The sequence below is a fragment of the Proteus sp. G3927 genome, from assembly GCF_963894685.1.
In the GTDB taxonomy this organism is placed as follows: domain Bacteria; phylum Pseudomonadota; class Gammaproteobacteria; order Enterobacterales; family Enterobacteriaceae; genus Proteus; species Proteus mirabilis.
In genome coordinates this window covers 78,514-97,325 of sequence record NZ_CAWQGX010000024.1, presented here as the reverse complement: position 1 = coordinate 97,325, position 18,812 = coordinate 78,514, and the positions used below count along the sequence as shown (strand labels likewise).

Below are 18,812 nucleotides of genomic sequence, written 5' to 3'. Positions count from 1 at the left end.
TTATAAGAGATAACATCAGGAAATCATGGATGATTATTCCTAAAAGTACTTATCTAGTCGGACAATATTATGAGAGAAAAGCGTTAAATTACTTGCGCCAACAAGGGTTAAAGTTAATTGAGCGTAATGTCCGATATCCCTGTGGAGAAATTGATCTTATTATGCAGGGTAATAGAACATGGATATTTGTTGAAGTCCGCTTTCGGCGTAGTGCACAATTTGGTGATGCAATCAGCTCAGTGACCTGCAGTAAACGGCGCCGCTTATGGTACGCCGCCAATTGTTGGTTAGCTCAACGCCAACAAAGTATCGAGACGGTTAACTGTCGCTTTGATATTTGTGCATTTGATCAACGCCAGTTAATATGGCTAAAAAACATTCTCGATCATACGGAATTTATTCGTTAAATTAGATTATATAGGTCTTAACGTGCTTGATAGAATAAAAGTCTGCTTTACAGAGAGTATTCAAACTCAAATTGCAGCAGCAGAAGCGTTACCCGATGCCATTTCCAGAGCTGCCATGATGATGGTTCAATCTTTGTTAAACGGACATAAAATATTAAGCTGTGGCAACGGTAGCTCAGCAGCAACGGCTCAACGCTTTGCTGCTAGTATGATCCATCGTTTTGAAACAGAGCGCCCAAGTTTACCGGCATTATCTTTAAATACCGACAGTGTTGTGATGACCGCCATTATGGGAAATCAGCAACATGATGAAATTTATGCCAAACAAGTACGGGCATTAGGGCAAGCAGGTGATGTACTGTTAGCTATTTCCACTCATGGTAATAGCAGAAGCATTATTAAAGCTGTTGAAGCCGCTGTTACTCGAGATATGACCATTGTTGCACTGACTGGCTATGATGGCGGTGAGCTTGCTGGATTACTAGGCCCTCAAGATGTGGAGATCAGGATCCCCTCTCAACGTACAGTCAGAATACAGGAAGTGCAGATGTTAACGGTCAATTGTCTCTGCGACTTAATTGATAATACATTATTCCCACATCAGGATGACTAAGGAGTTACTATGAAATTGCTTCCGATTACCGCAGTACTTTGTTCCGCGCTATTGCTACAAGGCTGTATTGGTGCCGCTGTGGTGGGTACTGCTGCCGTTGCAGGCAAAACCGCAACCGATCCTCGTTCATTAGGACAACAAGTTGATGATGGCACATTGGAAGCCCGAGTTTCTGGTGCTCTAAATAAAAACCAACAGATCAAGAACAGTAATGCGCGCATTGTCGCCACCGCTTATCAAGGTAATGTATTGTTAACTGGGCAAAGTCCAGATATGTCGGTTGCTGAGACGGCCAAACAAGTTACCAGCAAAGTGGAAGGAGTAAACAATGTTTATAATGAAGTTCGCCAAGGTGAGCCTGTGACATTAGGCACTGCTTCTTCAGATACATGGTTAACCACTAAAGTACGTTCACAAATTTTAGCTAGCGATGCCGTCAAATCATCTTCCGTAAAAGTGATCACCGAAAATGGCGAAGTATTCTTGTTAGGGATATTGACCCGTCAAGAAGGGGCTGCAGCCGCTAAAATTGCCAGTGAAACCAAAGGTGTTGTTAAAGTAACAACGGCATTTACCTATCTAAACTAAATGTATCGCTGATGGGTATCACGTGGTGATAGCGTATTATTTTACCAGTATCGGTCATTGTAACAGCGATAACCGATACTGGTACTCATAGTGATTAACGTCTCAACATACCCTTATCAATAATAAAATCGATAATCGTCTCTAAACCTACTTTCTCTTTTAAGTTAGTAAAAACATAAGGTTTCACAGGACGCATTTTTGCTGTATCCGCTTCCATCACTTCTAATGACGCTCCCACATAAGGCGCAAGATCGATCTTGTTGATCACCAGCAGATCAGAATGTGTGATCCCCGGCCCCCCCTTGCGAGGGATCTTCTCACCTTCTGCAACATCAATAACATAAATAGTAAGATCAGCCAATTCAGGGCTAAAGGTCGCACTTAAGTTATCTCCGCCACTTTCGACAAAAACAATATCTAAGTTTTTATGGCGCATCGCCAACTCTTCTACGGCAGCCAAATTCATTGAAGCATCTTCACGAATAGCCGTATGAGGACATCCTCCTGTTTCAACACCAATGATCCGATCCGCATCAAGAGCCTGCGCACGAGTTAAAATTTTTGCATCTTCTTGTGTATATATATCATTGGTAACAACGGCGATTTGGTAACTATCGCGCATAGCTTTACAAAGAACTTCTAATAGTGCTGTTTTTCCTGATCCAACAGGGCCACCAACACCAATACGCAGTGGTTGATTATATTCTTGCATCTCTTTATCTCATGAACGAAAAAGTCGAGTATATTGAGTTTCATGGCGACTACTGGCGATCACTTGAGCTGGCGTAAAACTGCCAATATCCTCTTGTGGCCAATGTGCCGATAACTCAACAATAGCGGGGATCTGCTCAGCTAGAGCAAACAACATTTTTTGCCCTGCGCTTTGCCCTAATGGCACCAGTTTTACCCCAGACATCACCGTATTTTCTAACCAGCCCCAAACATAGGCACAACAGAGCTTTTCACTATCGATATGCCAATGCACGGCAGCTAACGCAAACGCCATTAATTGCGTCTGTTTAACCCGCTGTTGTAACGTATCGTCTAATTCAATGCCTAATTGAGGAAGTAAACGGGCAAAAGCGATCCCCCGTTGACGCTCTTCCTGCCTTAACTCTTTGGTTTCGCGACTTGCGACCATAAAGTCACACCAATATTTCACTGTATCGCTATCACCCTTTGCCAAACTCGTTTGTAATTGCCGCAATATAGGAAGCTCGAGTGTGGCTAATGTTCCGGTCATTTGTGCGCTTAACCAATCTGACAAGGTTTCTGCTGAGCATACCCAACCTTTTTCAATGGCCCACTCTAACCCTTGAGAATAAGTAAAAGCACCTACCGGAAGAGAGGGGCTAACTAATTGATATAAGCGCAGATCAGCTAGCATCATGCACCTCCTTTGATGATCGCAGTGCCATTAATGGTGGTGATCATGGTGGTGGTGATGACCACCGGATGACCCACCATAAGCCCCCGGCTCAGGTTGGTATTTTTCTAAGCCAACCACCACCGTAGCCCCTAAGCCGCGAGCCATATCATCTAATACATGATCGTGAAAATAACGACACCAACCCGCTTCTATTTGCAATGGTACATGTCGGTTACCTAAGTGATAACAAACACGAGCAAGCAATAATGGATCGTCACTATAAACCGTTGATACTTGCTCTTTAGCCGCTTCAATGGTGACAACATCGCCCTCTTCTGACAGCAGAATATCCCCCTCTTTAAGTACGGTGCCTCGAGGCAAAAATAGCCCGGCTTCTTGCCCGTCACTTAAAGCCACTTTTAAGCGACTTTTGGTGCGCTCATCCATGGTAAGACAAAGGGTTAACTTTGGCTTTTCTGTAGAGGTTAGTTCAAGCGCTTTTTGTTGATCAATAATCTGAGTAAATTTTTTCATTCAATAAATTCTCAATAAAAACGCTGGTTAAAATAAGAAATAGCGTTGAGCCATCGGTAATTCAGTCGCTGGCTCACAAACCAGTGGTACACCATCCGCTTTAACAATGTAAGTTTGTGGATCTAATTCGATATGAGGAACATAGTTATTGTGGATCATCGAAGCTTTTGTGATATGACGACAGCCCTCAACACGACCAATTAAGCTTTTTAAGCCTAATTTTTCTGGCACTCCCGCCTCAATACCCGCTTTTGACATAAAGATCATCGACGTTTGATATTTTGCTTTTCCTAGACAGGCATACATTGGACGATAATGAACCGGTTGCGGTGTTGGAATAGCCGCATTAATATCCCCCATTGGCGCATAAGCGACCATACCACCTTTTATGATAAGTGCCGGTTTGACGCCAAAGAAAGCGGGATCCCATAGCACGATATCCGCAAGTTTACCTTTTTCTATTGATCCCACCGTATGAGCAATGCCATGTGCCAGTGCCGGGTTAATCGTGTATTTAGCGATATAACGTTTAATACGATTATTATCATTATCTGCGCTATCACCCGCTAATGTGCCTCGTTGCAATTTCATTTTATGTGCACACTGCCAAGTGCGTAAGATAACTTCTCCGACTCGTCCCATGGCTTGTGAGTCTGACGACATCACCGAAATTGCCCCCATATCATGTAAGATATCTTCTGCAGCAATGGTTTCGCGACGAATACGAGATTCAGCAAATGCCACATCTTCAGGAATAGAGGGATCGAGATGATGACAGACCATCAACATATCAAGATGCTCGTCCACGGTATTAATGGTATAAGGCATCGTTGGGTTGGTTGATGCAGGTAAAATATTGGGCTCTCCTACCGACTTGATCACATCAGGGGCATGACCACCACCTGCGCCTTCGGTATGGAATACATGGATCACTCGACCGGCAATGGCTTTTACTGTCTCTTCATAAAAACCACCTTCATTTAAGGTGTCAGAGTGAATAGCCACCTGTACATCCATTTCATCGGCGACATTAAGGCAATTGTGAATTGCCATTGGCGTTGCCCCCCAGTCTTCATGTATTTTAAGACCTATAGCACCCGCTGTTATTTGTTCGCGGATTGCTTCGGGCTGACTGACACAACCTTTGCCAAATAAACCCACATTAATAGGTAATTCATCCACCGCCTCTAACATGCGGTACATATTCCAAATACCGGGGGTAACTGTGGTTGCATTAGTACCCGCCACAGGGCCTGTTCCTCCACCAATAAAGGTGGTTACGCCAGAAACGAGACCTTCTTGGGCTTGTTGTGGACAAATAAAGTGGATATGGGTATCAATACCACCAGCAGTGACTATTTTACCTTCTCCAGCGACAACTTCTGTTCCGGGGCCAATGACAATATCCACATTGGGCTGAACATCTGGATTACCTGCCTTGCCAATACCGACAATACGGCCATCTTTAATGCCAATATCTGCTTTTACAATGCCCCAATAATCTAAAATAATGGCATTGGTGATCAGAACATCGACACACTCAGCACTAACAACTTGGCTTTGCCCCATACCATCACGAATAACTTTACCACCACCAAATTTGACCTCTTCGCCATAAGTGGTGAAATCTTTTTCAATTTCAAGAAACAGCTCGGTATCTGCTAATCGCAAACGATCGCCTGTTGTTGGGCCAAACATATCCGCATAAGCTTGACGTGAGATAGTTTTCATTTTTTCTCACTCTCCAATTTACCCATCACTTTGCCATGAAAACCATAAATTTCACGTTTTCCTGCAAAAGCCACTAACTCAACAGTGCGGCTTTGACCGGGCTCGAAGCGCACAGCCATACCAGCAGGAATATTTAAACGAAAACCTAATGTCTCTTCTCGTGCAAACCTGAGTGCCTCATTAACTTCATAAAAGTGGTAATGAGAGCCGACTTGTACAGGTCTATCGCCATGATTAGCCACCTGTATGGTTTTTGTCTCGCGACCAGCATTCAGTTCAATATCGCCTAATGCTGCATTAACTCTAATTTCACCGGGGATCATGTTATTACCTACACAATAGGTGAGTGAATTGAAACCAATTTGGTGCCATCGGGGAAAGTGCACTCTACTTGAACATCTTTTATCATCTCTGGCACCCCTTCCATTACTTGCTCTGCGGTTAAAACAGTACGTCCTTCACTCATTAATTGAGCAACTGTTTTCCCCTCTCGTGCGCCTTCCATAATGGCGCAACTAATCAAGGCGACAGCTTCAGGGTAATTAAGTTTTAATCCCTTAGCTAAACGTCTTTCTGCAACAAGGCCTGCAGTAAAAAGCAGTAATTTATCTTTTTCTCTTGGTGTTAATTCCATTTCTGCTCCTAAAATAAACGATTATGTCGCCCAGATCCGCGGTGGCTCAGGGCAATAACCTAGCCAGTGCTGTCTGACGATTTGCCATACTTGCGCAAAACACGCCATCATCGGCTCGGTTTGCGTCCCTAATACACGTAAAACTAAAATGCCATCAACATCCGTTAAACCATATTCAACTAGGGGATTTACCTTCTCTAAATGGTGTTGAATAATCTCTTTTAATGCATCGGTTGCAGGATAAATATAAAGCGAGCCAAACATAGGAAATTCACGCATTGCGGCAGCTTGTTTTTGTAAGCCTTCAACCCGCATTGACTCTGTTAAAATTAATCTCTCATCAACATAAAAATTTAAGCGCCCTTTTACCTTGCCAGTTTCAAACCACTCATTTAAAACTGGGCGTCCAAAACACTGCATTTCCCAGCCGATAAATTTCGCTGATGAGGCTAAATGAATATGTGTGGTTAAACACACTTGAGCATCAGGAAAAAAGATATTCTCTTGGGGTAACCACTCTAAAAAGCCCTCTTGTGCAACCGTCAATGTCTGCGTTTGCGATGCAGTGCCTCCTGCACTACGATAAAATTTTGTCGCCCCCGGCGTTGTTAATAGGGCATGTGCGTAAGGTTGCACATTAATATTAATGGATAACGTATCACCACCGACCACCCCACCAGGAGGATGCAACAAATAGGTATGTGCAACACCTTGCTCTGGATAAAAAGGTCGCTGAACCATTAAGGGGCCGAGATGACGTTTTTCAGTAAGACATGTCTTTCCTCGCTTTAACTCATATCGTAAAGCGATGTCAGCAAGCCAACCCTTCTCAGAAAAGTCAGGCATACCCACTCCTGCCAACTTGGCAAAATTGATCAAATAAATCAGGAAATAGACGAATATATACCGCACTACCCATCAGATTATGTCATTCAATATCACCGAGAAAATAATGAAATGAATGTTGGGTAGGGTGTGAATAAAGATAAATTGCATTTTCCTCAAACAGGATAAAGCGCTCCATCAATGCCGCGCGATTTTACACCGAGTTTCAAAAAATGCGTTTTAAATAAACAGCAATTTGTTTAGAAAAAATAACAATGGTAAAAATAAAAGTAAAAAATGAACAGATATCGATATTGTTATTGCTCAGCAACAAGATTATATTCTGAGCCACTCTTATACTATTCGGTATAACGACGCGGTTTCGCAATAGGAATATTGTGATAATAAAACCCATGCTTACTGCTTATAAGTTCACAAATTAAGTGGTTAACTTTAAGCTTTGTTTATTTTAACCCATGTTCATTTTGAACTTGCCTGTGGTATATCTAAGACAATGGAATACAAACACATACTTTCTTCTAACCAAATATCCTTAAAAACGTTTTACATCGAAAACCCGATGATCGCGATGGTATATGGTGCAAAAGGTGAGATTTGTATTAATGGGCAAACTATCACAGTCACCACTAATCTCACGTTGATTATTCCTAAATATAGTCAAGTTTCTTGTGATGTGACAAATTTTTTCCCGACTAAACCGATTGAATTACATACCTTAGTACTGTCTGAAACTGAATTACAATCTGTGTTCTCTTTACTTAAACCATTAATAAAATCAGGGGCGCCGATTACTCGTCATCTTCCTGATTATCATCTATCAACACCTGAGGTGGTTAAAACTAATTTTACGTTACTTCAGCAATGTCTACCGCTTGAACATGGCACCCCCTCTCAAGAGACCCTGTTTATGCAACAGAGCCTCTTTTTTATTTTGCTGGCGGTTTATCACGAAGGGGTCGATATTCTTAATATTTTTCGTTTTAATTATGATGAGCCAAAAAATCAGGCGATTACTCATCTAATAACACAAGATCCGCAACGTAAATGGCATTTAGAGGATGTAGCAAAAACGCTCTATACTACGCCATCAACATTACGTCGCCATTTAAGTAAAGAGGGCGTTTCGTTTTGCCAATTACTGTTGGATGTCAGAATGGGGATCGCATTAAATTACCTCACCTTTTCTAACTATTCTGTGTTTCAAATTAGTCATCGCTGTGGTTTTGGTAGTAATGCTTATTTTTGTGACGCATTTAAACGTAAATATGGTATGACACCATCGCAATTTCGCACCCAATCTCGCCAAGCAAACGATCCGAATGCAATAGCAACAATGGCGTCACAAAATGACGAGTCAATAAAAAAAGTATTTTAATGGTTATAACAACGCATTTTTGCTTAAAAACGAAGTTCCTCCCATTAATCGCATTTGATTTAAGATCCACTGCTGTCGTTTTAGCAAATACGCGGAAGGCTTATTAACATGAAGAATATGTGGATTAGGTAAAACAGCGGCTAATAAAGCCGCCTCATGGGCGGTGAGTTGTTTAGCAGGCTTGCGAAAATAGTGCTGAGAAGCCTGCTCAACCCCAAAAATACCGTCGCCAAACTCTACGATATTCAGATAAACGGTTAAAATACGTTTTTTAGACCAAATTAGCTCCACCACTGGCGTCATTCCGGCTTCAAGTCCTTTTCTTATCCAACTACGCCCATCCCACAAAAATAAGTTTTTGACCGTTTGTTGTGAAATAGTAGAGGCACCTCGTATCGTTTTTGAGCTTTGCAGGCTATTTTGGAAAACTTTTTCAATCGCATCGAAATCAAATCCCCAATGTTTTGGAAAATTTTGATCTTCAGAGGCTATTACCGCTAAATAGATCTGTGGGGATATCTCATTTTCATTAACCCATGTAGAATGGGATACATAAGAAAAATCAAACTTACTCCACGAAGAAATTTGTCTTTGTAGCATTACAGCAGAAAAAGGCACCGGTAAAAAAGAAAACAGGACAACTATCCCTAACCATAAAGCAATTAGAATAATTAATAGTTTCTTTAACTTTCTCACTAGTACCATCTGCTGTATTCACTCTATTGTTATGCCATTTCTAGTACTTTTTTAACCAGCTTCTCAATCCCCACCTGAGCTTGTGCTATCGATTCTGCCAGCATATATGCAGGGGTGGTCACAACCCGATACTCATCATCAACCACTATTTCGTCGACAGGACAATTAATATGTATCCCTCCCATTTCGGTGATCATTTCTGCCGTTTTTGCATCATTACCAATGGTTAGTTTTACTGGGGCATTTAACATCTTTGGTAACATAACGGGGGCGATACACATTAAACCTAGTGGTTTTTTCTGTTGATGCATCTTTTGAACAAAAGTTAAGAGCTGTTGGTTAATTTCACACTGAACACCTTTCGTGGCGAAATTACATAAGTTCTTTGCTGCACCAAAACCTCCGGGGATAATTACTGCATCAAAGTTTTCAGCCTTAGCATCTGATAAAGGCGATATTTTCCCACGAGAAATACGCGAAGCCTCCTCCATCATATTCCTTTTTTCTGCTTTTTCTTCTCCAGTAATATGATTAATTACAGTAGGTTGAAAATCATTAGGTGAAAAATAATGAACCTCAGCTTTATTTTGGCTTAAAGCAAGCATTGTGAGCACTGATTCGTGAATTTCACTGCCATCAAAGACACCACAACCACTTAAAATTACCGCAATTGATTTCATATCTTTCTCCATTTGTAGTAGATTACTAGTTACCCATTTATAGGTGTAAACACCAATCGCCATCACATATTTAAATGTTTCTTGTAACAAAAAAACTTATATTTGCTATTTTGTTGCTTGTATGATGTATGGAATAGCTTCATCCTATTCGCCTATGTAATGATAATCAAAAAAGCGAGTAGAAAAGTTTCCCTGGTGTTGGCGCAGTATTCGCGCACCCCAACCTTCGGTTGGGGTTATTTTTTTCTAGCGTCTGCCAACCAGTTTCTTAAACTTTCTACATCCTTTCTCCAATCTCTTTCTAACTCATCTACCCATTCCTGAACATTATCCCACCATGCAGGTAATTCTGGAGATTGGATCTGTTTTGCCAGTTGCTGTAAATGTTTTAAACCTATAGAGCCTGCCGCGCCTTTGATTTTATGTCCTTCCTCAGTGATGCCCTTTTGATCACGTGCCGTCAGATTAGATTCAAGGACAGACAGGTAACTTGGCATCATCTTTTCAAAAACATCTAAACCATCCGTGATTAATTGAGGTCCGACAAGTTCGATGTATTGATTCAGCATGTCGATATCGAGTAACTCTTCATTTTTACTCAACAATTGAGGTGACTCACTCGATGTCACGGAAACCGCTTCATCTCCCCAGAATTTATTAATAATGGCTGTCAACGCATCCACAGAAAGCGGTTTACTGAGCACATCATTCATTCCAGCGTCTAAATACTCTTTTTTGTCTTTTAAGACATTGGCGGTTAAGGCAATCAATGGCGGCAATTCACTGCTATCAAACTCTTGACGTAATTTTCTTGAAATATCAAATCCGGTCATATCAGGTAATTGAATGTCTAACAATACTAAGTCATATTCACCCGGCTTAAACATTTGCAAAGCCTCTTGCCCAGTCATCGCCACATCTACCGTGTTGCCTAATTTTTCTAATACTGAACATGCTACGATAACATTTAGCTCAATATCCTCAACCAGTAAGATATTAAGGGCAGGAAGCAATAATTCATCATCCTCTTCAAAATCACTTTGCTCTTTAATCGCAGGAGCGACAATGGAAAGCGTAAAGATAGAACCATGTCCTAACTCACTCTCCACATGAATATCGCCTCCCATATGCTGTGCTAAGCGTTTTGAGACAGCAAGACCAATACCTGTTCCCGTTGCAGAACGTCCACCTTGACTGTCGTTGACCTGATAGTACATGGCAAAGATTTTCTCAAGTTCACCTTGAGGGATACCAATACCACTATCTTTCACCTCAAAGAACAACTTATCAGGCGCTTCTTGCCAAATGCGTACTTTAATTTCCCCTTCTTGGGTAAATTTCACCGCATTACCAATTAAGTTCCATAAGATTTGACGCAAACGAGTCCCATCGGTGGTAATTTTATGCGGTAACGTTTCTTGCGCTTCTAAGGTGAATTTTAACCCTTTAGGTTGGACTAATAATCCCGATAGGTTTTCTAAATCAGAGATAAATTCAGTAAAGTCGATAGGTTGGTTATCAAGCTGGATCTTTCTGCGCTCAATTTTATCCATTTCAATCACATCGTTAAAAATATTACCTAACGTTATGGCACTGACATGGATAGTTTTTAAGTAGTTGAGCTGTTCTGGTGATAATTCGGTATCCAATAAAATACGACTTAACCCCACAATCCCATTAAGCGGCGTACGTAGCTCATGGCTGATTGTAGAAATAAAGGTGGTCTTATCACGGCTAGCATTTTCTAACGCGTCTTGATAGCGCTTACGCTCTGTAATGTCACGTCCAAAGCCCATTAAGCCGTGACGCTTACCAATTCGGTCATAAAAGGGCACTTTGCGTAACTCAAAACACGCTTTACGCCCATCCGGATACACCAACCACTGCTCATAAGTGAGTGACACATTATGGCGAAAGACTTTCTCATCGGTTTCCATCACTTTGACGGCGATATCTTCGTCATACACATCCAGTGGTGTTAAGCCAATTAATTGCTTTTCACTTTTACCGGTCAATAGCTCTGTAGCACGGTTACAACCAGAAAACTCATTATCTTCGTTGCGATAGTAGACCAGATCTGGCGAGGCATCTAAGAAGGAGCGTAACAATGAAGATTGTTGCTCTAGTTCAATTTGCGTCAATTCACGACGCTTCATTTCGCTTTTGAGTTTTTCCAATAGTTCAAGATGGGCTTTTTCTACTTTTTCACGCTCTTGGATCTCTAAATTTAATTGCTCAATATTCTCTTTTAATTGTGAATTCAGCTCTAAGTCTCGCTGTCGCATTACGCCTAATTTATCGACCATCCGCGATAAACGACGTCGTGATTCTTCAAGTTGCTCTACCACCACGGAAAGAAAATAGACAGCCCAAGGGGTAATAATCAAACCAAAGAAGATAGAGCGTACCAGATCGATACTAGTGACATCACCGGCAAGTAGGAATGTCACGGCCATCTGTACGACCATCGCTAATACAACCAATGCGGATGCTAACAGTAATGAGAAGCGGATTAACCCTAGCCTCATCATTAAATCTACATAATATTGGGCAAGCCCTTTGAGCAATTTCATTGAAAACTCCAATAGATTGAATCTAGAGAATGATACCTTAAAAATACATTGACGAAGTGGTGAACATTCAGAAAATTGTAGCCAAAACACGATTTTTCACCTTGTATCTTGCCTTTGCATTATTTTGTATCAGTGATCCTCCTTTTCCCGCGGGTATTTATAAAAACAATTTATAGAGGCATTACATAAATAATAGTTATATTCTTTACCAAAGAGAGAAATTAAAAAATGCAATTTGTCTTTTTTTAGATAAAAAGTATAAAAACAATAAAATACTAAAATAGATTAATAATTAAGATAAATTCACTGGCATTACCTAACATCAAAGAATGCAATAAAGCAGAACCCCATAAAAAAAGTGAGATAGCTCACACTCACTATCCCATAACCAATGAAATAATTTTCAAATAATATTTTTATTTATCAAATAATTAAAGAAAAAAAACGCTCATCACGCTGGCTATAGTCAAATATCCTTGCTGATTGACCTGTTTTTTATTTATCGATAATTTGACTAGTAGCTTAGCAAAATAAAAAACCGAGATAGCAAAGCTAAAGACACCATCACCCGATGAGCACCCATAAATTTACCTACACCCTTGAGACAAAATCGTTCCTTTTGCGCTCGTTCTTGAGGTGCCCATAAACTAAGTAGGAAGCAAACTATGCTCTATCAAAAAACAGCGGAAAAAGAGAATTGTGGTTTTGGGTTAATAGCCCATATTGAGGGGAAAGCCAGCCATAAAATTGTCAGAAATGCGATCCATGGCCTTGCCCGTATGCAGCATCGTGGCGCGATCCTTTCTGATGGAAAAACCGGCGATGGTTGTGGATTATTATTACAAAAACCAACGCGTTTTTTTCAGTTAATTGCCGAGGAAAATGGCTGGCATTTAGCGAACAATTACGCAGTAGGCATGCTGTTTCTAAGCCAAGATAATGCTATCGCTGCACAGTGCCGTCAAATTGTTGAAGAAGAATTGCAACGAGAAACACTCTCTATCGTTGGCTGGCGTAAAGTACCAACTAACACAGATATTTTAGGCAGTATCGCCCTCTCTTCTTTACCGTCAATAGAACAAATTTTTGTCAATGCACCTGCCGGATGGCGTATTAATGATATTGAGCGTCGTTTATTTATCGCTCGTCGCCGAATTGAAAAACGTATTACCGATAATGATTTTTATATTTGTAGCCTCTCTAATTTAGTGACTGTCTATAAAGGGCTGTGCATGGCAATTGATTTGCCTCGCTTTTTTACTGACTTAGCGGATTTACGGATGGAATCGTCCATCTGTCTTTTTCATCAACGTTTTTCCACCAATACCACCCCAAAATGGCCGCTTGCGCAACCTTTTCGCTATCTTGCCCATAATGGTGAAATCAATACCATTACCGGAAATCGTCAATGGGCAAGAGCAAGAGCCTATAAATTTCATACGCCGCTGATCCCCGATTTACAAACTGCAGCGCCTTTTGTAAATGAGAGTGGCTCAGACTCAAGCTCACTGGATAATATGCTCGAACTCTTTCTTAATGGGGGGATGGATATTGTCCGCGCTATGCGCCTATTAGTGCCACCTGCATGGCAAAATAATCCACAAATGGATGATGATCTACGTGCTTTTTTTGATTTTAACTCTATGCATATGGAGCCTTGGGATGGACCTGCGGGGATCGTGTTATCTGACGGTCGCTATGCAGCCTGTACACTCGATAGAAATGGCCTGCGTCCAGCTCGCTATGTTATCACGACCGATAATATTATTACCTGTGCTTCTGAAATTGGCATTTGGGATTATCAACCTGATGAAGTTCTAGAAAAAGGGCGTGTCGGCCCTGGCGAACTAATGGTAATAGATACTTATCAAGGTCGCATTTTACATTCTGCTGAAACTGACGAAGATTTAAAAAGGCGACACCCGTATAAACTTTGGTTGGAGCGTAACGTTAAACGCCTGATCCCTTTTGAGCAATTGCCTGAGCCACAAGCGACAGGAGAGCGCGCTTTTGATGATAGCTTACTGGCGACATACCAAAAACAGTTCGCTTATAGCCAAGAAGAGCTGGAAACGATTTTGCATGTACTGGCTGAAAATGGGCAGGAAGCCACCGGCTCGATGGGAGATGACACGCCCTTTGCCGTGCTTTCTCAGCGCCCACGCTTAATTTATGACTATTTTAGACAAAAGTTTGCGCAAGTGACCAATCCGCCGATTGATCCATTAAGAGAAGCGCATGTGATGTCTTTAGCAACCTGTATTGGTCGCGAAATGAATGTCTTTAGTGAAGCGGAAGGACAAGCCCATCGCCTCAGTTTTAAATCACCCATTTTGCTTTATAGTGATTTTCAACAACTACTCAATCAAGAAAGCCCTTATTATTCATCCATCACGCTAGATATCACCTATCAACCGACTGAAAATAATTTAGAAACCGCACTACACATCTTATGTGAAACGGCGCAACAAGCGGTTAATCGTGGCGCAGTATTACTGGTTTTATCCGACAGAAATATCACTCAAGCGCGATTACCTATTCCTGCGCCTATGGCGGTAGGTGCGGTACAAAAAGCCTTGGTAGATAATAATTTACGCTGTGATGCCAATATTATTGTTGAAACTGCAAGCGCCCGTGATCCCCACCACTTCGCTGTACTATTAAGTTTTGGCGCAACCGCTATTTACCCTTACCTGGCTTATGAATCCTTAGCGCAACGAGTCGATAAAAAAATATTGTCGGGTACTTATGCGCAAGTCATGCTCAATTATCGTAATGGGATCAACAAAGGTCTGTATAAGATAATGTCCAAAATGGGGATCTCCACCGTTGCCTCTTACCGTTGCTCACAGCTATTTGAAGCCGTAGGGTTGCATGATAATGTCGTTAAACGTTGCTTCGATGGGGTTGATAATCGTATTAACGGTGCAGATTTTAGCGATTTTGAACAAGACTTATTTAATCTATCCAAACGTGCTTGGCTAACTCGCTATCCTCTAGACGCTGGTGGGTTATTAAAATATACCCATCAAGGAGAATATCACGCCTATAATCCTGATGTGGTTCAAGCGTTGCAAAAAGCGGTAAATAGTGGTGACTATGCTGATTACCAACATTATTCCCAATTAGTGCAACAACGCCCTATTACCACCTTACGTGATCTATTAGCTCTCAATGACACAACCCCTATTGCAATTGAAGATGTCGAAGCAGAAAGTGAACTGTTTAAACGCTTTGATACTGCGGCGATGTCAATTGGTGCATTAAGTAAAGAAGCCCATGAAGCCCTTGCGCAAGCAATGAATACCTTAGGCGGATTTTCAAACTCTGGAGAAGGTGGTGAAGATCCGGCACGCTACAACACCAACAAAGTTTCGCGTATCAAACAGATAGCTTCAGGTCGTTTCGGTGTCACGCCGTCTTATCTAATGAGTGCGGATGTATTACAAATCAAAGTGGCACAAGGGGCAAAACCCGGTGAAGGTGGCCAGTTACCCGGTGATAAAGTCACGCCTTATATTGCGCAACTGCGTTATGCCGTACCGGGCGTCACACTGATTTCCCCGCCTCCCCATCATGATATCTACTCTATTGAAGATTTAGCACAACTGATTTTCGATTTAAAACAGATTAATCCCCGTGCGCTTATTTCTGTCAAACTGGTCTCTGAGCCGGGTGTTGGTACAATCGCCACCGGAGTCGCTAAAGCTTATGCAGACTTAATTACTATTGCAGGTTATGACGGCGGTACTGGTGCCAGCCCATTAACGTCAGTTAAATATGCAGGTAGCCCTTGGGAACTAGGGCTAGTAGAAACGCAACAAGCATTAGTTGCCAACAATCTGCGTCATAAAGTGCGCTTACAAGTTGATGGTGGATTAAAAACGGGGGTTGATATTATAAAAGCGGCCATTTTAGGGGCTGAAAGTTTTGGTTTCGGTACCGGGCCAATGGTGGCGTTAGGCTGTAAATATCTGCGAATTTGCCATTTAAATAATTGCGCTATGGGGGTTGCAACCCAAGATGAAACCCTACGCCGCCAACATTTTCATGGTTTACCTGAGCGCGTTATCAACTATTTCCGTTTTATTGCCCAAGAAACCCGTGAGCTTATGGCACAACTTGGCGTAAGGAAAATAACCGATTTAATCGGCAGAACGGACTTGCTTTCTTGCTTAGAGGGGATAACCAGTAAGCAGCAAAAATTATCACTCACAGGATTATTAGAAACCGCGACCTCTCCTACAGGTAAAGCGCTCTATTGTCAGGAGCACAATGATACTTATGATAAAGGAGAATTAAATCAACGTATTGTTGCGCAAACCATCACGGGCGTCGAACAAAAGATAAGCCAAACCCACTATTTCGCCATTCGTAACACAGACCGTTCAGTGGGAGCCACGTTATCCGGGATCATTGCCAAAACCTATGGTGAAAGTGGTTTATCTGCTACACCAATAAAACTTCACTTTACGGGTACTGCTGGTCAAAGTTTTGGCGTTTGGAATGCGCAAGGGGTGGAATTAACCTTAGTGGGTGATGCCAATGATTATGTCGGGAAAGGCATGGCGGGTGGACGCATTGTTATTTCACCGCCAGTCGGTTCTGCCTTTAAAGCCCATCAGACCACGATTATGGGAAATACCTGTTTATATGGCGCAACAGGTGGAAAACTCTATGCATCTGGATTAGCGGGTGAACGTTTTGCAGTCAGAAACTCTGGCGCCATTGCGGTTATTGAAGGGGTTGGGGATAATGGCTGCGAATATATGACCGGCGGTATTGTCTGTATTCTTGGTAAAACAGGGATTAACTTTGGTGCAGGGATGACGGGGGGCTTTGCCTATCTGTTAGATGAAGATACCACACTATCACAACGGATCAATAACGCCTCTATTGAGCTTCTTCCCGTGGCTAATTATGCGATTTTGGCAGAGCATCTTCGCGGTATGATCGCAGAGCATGTACGGCTAACTGGCTCCCAACAAGGAGAAAGACTACTTTCTCAATGGGAATATTGGTCACAACACTTTAAATTAGTCAAACCTAAATCGAGTGATGTTCATGCCTTATTAGGTCATCCTCGCCGTTCAGTCGCTGAATTACGCGTTCAGGCACAATAGGAGAAAAATGATGGGTCAGAATGTGTATCAATTTATCGACTTAAATCGCGTTGAACCGACTAAAAAACCGTTAGCTGTGCGTAAAATTGAGTTTGTCGAGATTTATGAGGCATTTTCTGCTGAGCAAGCCTCTGCACAAGCCGATCGCTGTTTAGACTGTGGTAATCCTTATTGTGAATGGAAATGCCCGGTGCATAACTATATCCCTAATTGGCTAAAATTAGCCAATGAAGGACGAATAATAGAAGCAGCAGAGCTTTCTCATCAAACCAATAGCTTACCGGAAATCTGTGGTCGTGTTTGTCCACAAGACCGATTATGCGAAGGCGCTTGTACGTTAAATGATGAATTTGGTGCGGTCACTATTGGTAATATAGAACGCTATATCAATGATACCGCCTTTGCGCTGGGCTGGCGCCCTTCCCTGTCTCAAGTCACCATGACAGATAAAAAAGTCGCCATTATTGGTGCAGGCCCTGCGGGATTGGCTTGTGCTGATGTGCTGATCCGCCAAGGAGTAAAACCCGTAGTCTATGATAAACACCCTGAAATCGGTGGATTACTCACTTTCGGTATTCCCTCTTTTAAACTTGAAAAATCGCTGATGGTAAGACGACGCGAGTTATTTAGCGAAATGGGAATAACCTTTTGTCTTAATACAGAAATAGGCAAAGATATCTCACTAAAAACACTGACGGAGCAATATGATGCTGTTTTCCTTGGCTTGGGTACTTATCAAAGTTTGAGTGGTCATTTTGCCCATGAGAACGCAATGGGGGTTTATAATGCCTTACCTTATTTAATTGGTAATACTCGCCATTTAATGGGTTATGCAGAAGATCCCCAATCACCTTATATCGACCTCAATAAAAAGCACGTGGTGGTGCTAGGGGGTGGGGATACGGCGATGGATTGTGTACGAACCGCGATCCGCCAAGGTGCCACTAAAGTAACTTGTGTTTATCGTCGCGATGAAAATAATATGCCCGGCTCTAAACGTGAAGTAAAAAATGCCAAAGAAGAAGGTGGCGAATTTTTATTTAATCGCCAACCCCTTGATATTGAAGTAGATGCTAATAATAACGTCATCGGTGTTCGTGTAATAAAAACACAAACCAACGGGGAATTAAAATATATAGAAGGCAGCGAACATATATTATCCGCAGATGCGGTTATTCTTGCATTTGGTTTTAAACCTGCACACTATCCGTGGTTAGATGAAAATAATATTCAATACGCATCATCGGGTAGAATTATTATTAATGATGATCCACTATTACCTTTGCAAACGACCAATCCTAAGGTGTTTGCTGGAGGTGATATTGTAAGAGGCTCCGATCTGGTGGTCACCGCGATAGCACAAGGAAGAGAAGCAGCGGAAGGGATCTTGCGTTATTTATCTTGTTAAAGATAGCAATATTCAATATTACTTATCTTTAATACTAAAATAGTAACAATACAATTTTATTTATAAATTACCCTGTTTTATTAAAATGGGGTAATTTATTTTTAACTATTATAAATATTAATCCCCCCTCCTAAAAACAACTATTTTAATAATTATTCTCATTATTGTTTAATAATAATTTCCTCCAACACCTTTCTACAAAAAATAGTTGTTTTATTTTGTATAAAAATAACAT

At 41.5% G+C, this 18,812-nt stretch carries 16 protein-coding genes; 6 read left to right on the top strand and 10 right to left on the bottom strand.

Going from position 1 to position 18,812, the window contains the following annotated elements; translation table 11 throughout:
• Positions 1-29 precede the first annotated feature (29 nt).
• From AACV00_RS07925 to dolP, 3 genes are read left to right on the top strand one after another with little or no spacing between them, the layout of a single operon-like run.
• Positions 30-407, top strand: a complete 378-nt coding sequence (locus AACV00_RS07925) for a YraN family protein (RefSeq protein ID WP_108717135.1) — start codon at positions 30-32, stop codon at positions 405-407.
• 22 nt (positions 408-429) lie between these two features.
• A complete protein-coding gene (gene diaA / locus AACV00_RS07920; RefSeq protein ID WP_004245257.1) occupies positions 430-1,020 on the top strand; it encodes a DnaA initiator-associating protein DiaA in 591 nt (196 codons plus the stop codon).
• A 9-nt stretch (positions 1,021-1,029) separates the two neighbouring features.
• On the top strand, positions 1,030-1,608 hold the full coding sequence (dolP, locus tag AACV00_RS07915) for a division/outer membrane stress-associated lipid-binding lipoprotein (protein WP_004248935.1): 579 nt from the start codon (positions 1,030-1,032) through the stop codon (positions 1,606-1,608).
• A gap of 94 nt (positions 1,609-1,702) precedes the next feature.
• Here dolP and ureG read toward each other — a convergent pair whose 3' ends face one another.
• Genes ureG through AACV00_RS07880 form a run of 7 tightly spaced genes read right to left on the bottom strand, consistent with a single transcriptional unit; the run spans position 1,703 to position 6,722 of the window.
• Positions 1,703-2,320: an urease accessory protein UreG gene (gene ureG, locus AACV00_RS07910; protein ID WP_004245259.1), complete on the bottom strand. Its 618-nt coding sequence runs from the start codon at positions 2,318-2,320 to the stop codon at positions 1,703-1,705.
• 9 nt (positions 2,321-2,329) lie between these two features.
• Entirely contained in the window at positions 2,330-2,998 is a 669-nt protein-coding gene (locus tag AACV00_RS07905) for an urease accessory protein UreF (RefSeq protein ID WP_012368848.1), read from the bottom strand.
• Positions 2,999-3,025: 27 nt separating this feature from the next.
• The gene (ureE, locus tag AACV00_RS07900; RefSeq protein WP_004245261.1) at positions 3,026-3,511 is read right to left on the bottom strand and encodes an urease accessory protein UreE; all 486 of its coding nucleotides are present in this window, start codon (positions 3,509-3,511) and stop codon (positions 3,026-3,028) included.
• Positions 3,512-3,538: 27 nt separating this feature from the next.
• Complete coding sequence (gene ureC, locus AACV00_RS07895) at positions 3,539-5,242, bottom strand: urease subunit alpha (RefSeq protein ID WP_004245262.1); 1,704 nt, start codon at positions 5,240-5,242, stop codon at positions 3,539-3,541.
• A complete protein-coding gene (locus AACV00_RS07890; protein ID WP_004245263.1) occupies positions 5,239-5,565 on the bottom strand; it encodes an urease subunit beta in 327 nt (108 codons plus the stop codon). Before AACV00_RS07890 ends, ureC begins: the two co-directional genes overlap by 4 nt.
• Before the next feature lie 8 nt (positions 5,566-5,573).
• Positions 5,574-5,876 carry an urease subunit gamma gene (ureA, locus tag AACV00_RS07885; protein WP_004245265.1) on the bottom strand — a complete coding sequence of 101 codons (303 nt, stop codon included), beginning with the start codon at positions 5,874-5,876 and terminating at the stop codon, positions 5,574-5,576.
• 21 nt (positions 5,877-5,897) lie between these two features.
• Positions 5,898-6,722 carry an urease accessory protein UreD gene (locus AACV00_RS07880; protein ID WP_004248933.1) on the bottom strand — a complete coding sequence of 275 codons (825 nt, stop codon included), beginning with the start codon at positions 6,720-6,722 and terminating at the stop codon, positions 5,898-5,900.
• Between the two features lie 493 nt (positions 6,723-7,215).
• On the opposite strand from AACV00_RS07880, the gene AACV00_RS07875 reads away from it, so the two are divergent.
• Complete coding sequence (locus tag AACV00_RS07875) at positions 7,216-8,097, top strand: helix-turn-helix transcriptional regulator (protein ID WP_004245268.1); 882 nt, start codon at positions 7,216-7,218, stop codon at positions 8,095-8,097.
• Positions 8,098-8,100: 3 nt separating this feature from the next.
• On the opposite strand, the gene mtgA is transcribed toward AACV00_RS07875, so the two are convergent.
• The 3 genes from mtgA to arcB all read right to left on the bottom strand — a co-directional run bounded on the left by mtgA (position 8,101) and on the right by arcB (position 12,046).
• A complete protein-coding gene (mtgA, locus tag AACV00_RS07870) occupies positions 8,101-8,802 on the bottom strand; it encodes a monofunctional biosynthetic peptidoglycan transglycosylase (RefSeq protein WP_004252674.1) in 702 nt (233 codons plus the stop codon).
• A gap of 20 nt (positions 8,803-8,822) precedes the next feature.
• A complete protein-coding gene (elbB, locus tag AACV00_RS07865; protein WP_012368845.1) occupies positions 8,823-9,473 on the bottom strand; it encodes an isoprenoid biosynthesis glyoxalase ElbB in 651 nt (216 codons plus the stop codon).
• Between the two features lie 236 nt (positions 9,474-9,709).
• Positions 9,710-12,046: an aerobic respiration two-component sensor histidine kinase ArcB gene (gene arcB / locus AACV00_RS07860; RefSeq protein WP_004245272.1), complete on the bottom strand. Its 2,337-nt coding sequence runs from the start codon at positions 12,044-12,046 to the stop codon at positions 9,710-9,712.
• A 665-nt stretch (positions 12,047-12,711) separates the two neighbouring features.
• On the opposite strand from arcB, the gene gltB reads away from it, so the two are divergent.
• Positions 12,712-17,169 carry a glutamate synthase large subunit gene (gltB, locus tag AACV00_RS07855; RefSeq protein ID WP_161679957.1) on the top strand — a complete coding sequence of 1,486 codons (4,458 nt, stop codon included), beginning with the start codon at positions 12,712-12,714 and terminating at the stop codon, positions 17,167-17,169.
• Positions 17,170-17,179: 10 nt separating this feature from the next.
• Positions 17,180-18,577 (top strand): FAD-dependent oxidoreductase, encoded by a 1,398-nt coding sequence (locus AACV00_RS07850; RefSeq protein WP_026090455.1) that lies wholly within the window; start codon positions 17,180-17,182, stop codon positions 18,575-18,577.
• Positions 18,578-18,812 lie beyond the last annotated feature (235 nt).

Bases quoted from the DNA above. Each gene is read 5' to 3' on its own strand.
- AACV00_RS07925 (WP_108717135.1), top strand. From the start codon at position 30: ATGATTATTCCTAAAAGTACTTATCTAGTCGGACAATATTATGAGAGA.
- dolP (WP_004248935.1), top strand. From the start codon at position 1,030: ATGAAATTGCTTCCGATTACCGCAGTACTTTGTTCCGCGCTATTGCTA.
- ureG (WP_004245259.1), bottom strand. From the start codon at position 2,320: ATGCAAGAATATAATCAACCACTGCGTATTGGTGTTGGTGGCCCTGTT.
- AACV00_RS07905 (WP_012368848.1), bottom strand. From the start codon at position 2,998: ATGATGCTAGCTGATCTGCGCTTATATCAATTAGTTAGCCCCTCTCTT.
- ureE (WP_004245261.1), bottom strand. From the start codon at position 3,511: ATGAAAAAATTTACTCAGATTATTGATCAACAAAAAGCGCTTGAACTA.
- ureC (WP_004245262.1), bottom strand. From the start codon at position 5,242: ATGAAAACTATCTCACGTCAAGCTTATGCGGATATGTTTGGCCCAACA.
- AACV00_RS07890 (WP_004245263.1), bottom strand. From the start codon at position 5,565: ATGATCCCCGGTGAAATTAGAGTTAATGCAGCATTAGGCGATATTGAA.
- ureA (WP_004245265.1), bottom strand. From the start codon at position 5,876: ATGGAATTAACACCAAGAGAAAAAGATAAATTACTGCTTTTTACTGCA.
- AACV00_RS07880 (WP_004248933.1), bottom strand. From the start codon at position 6,722: ATGCCTGACTTTTCTGAGAAGGGTTGGCTTGCTGACATCGCTTTACGA.
- AACV00_RS07875 (WP_004245268.1), top strand. From the start codon at position 7,216: ATGGAATACAAACACATACTTTCTTCTAACCAAATATCCTTAAAAACG.
- mtgA (WP_004252674.1), bottom strand. From the start codon at position 8,802: ATGGTACTAGTGAGAAAGTTAAAGAAACTATTAATTATTCTAATTGCT.
- elbB (WP_012368845.1), bottom strand. From the start codon at position 9,473: ATGAAATCAATTGCGGTAATTTTAAGTGGTTGTGGTGTCTTTGATGGC.
- arcB (WP_004245272.1), bottom strand. From the start codon at position 12,046: ATGAAATTGCTCAAAGGGCTTGCCCAATATTATGTAGATTTAATGATG.
- gltB (WP_161679957.1), top strand. From the start codon at position 12,712: ATGCTCTATCAAAAAACAGCGGAAAAAGAGAATTGTGGTTTTGGGTTA.
- AACV00_RS07850 (WP_026090455.1), top strand. From the start codon at position 17,180: ATGGGTCAGAATGTGTATCAATTTATCGACTTAAATCGCGTTGAACCG.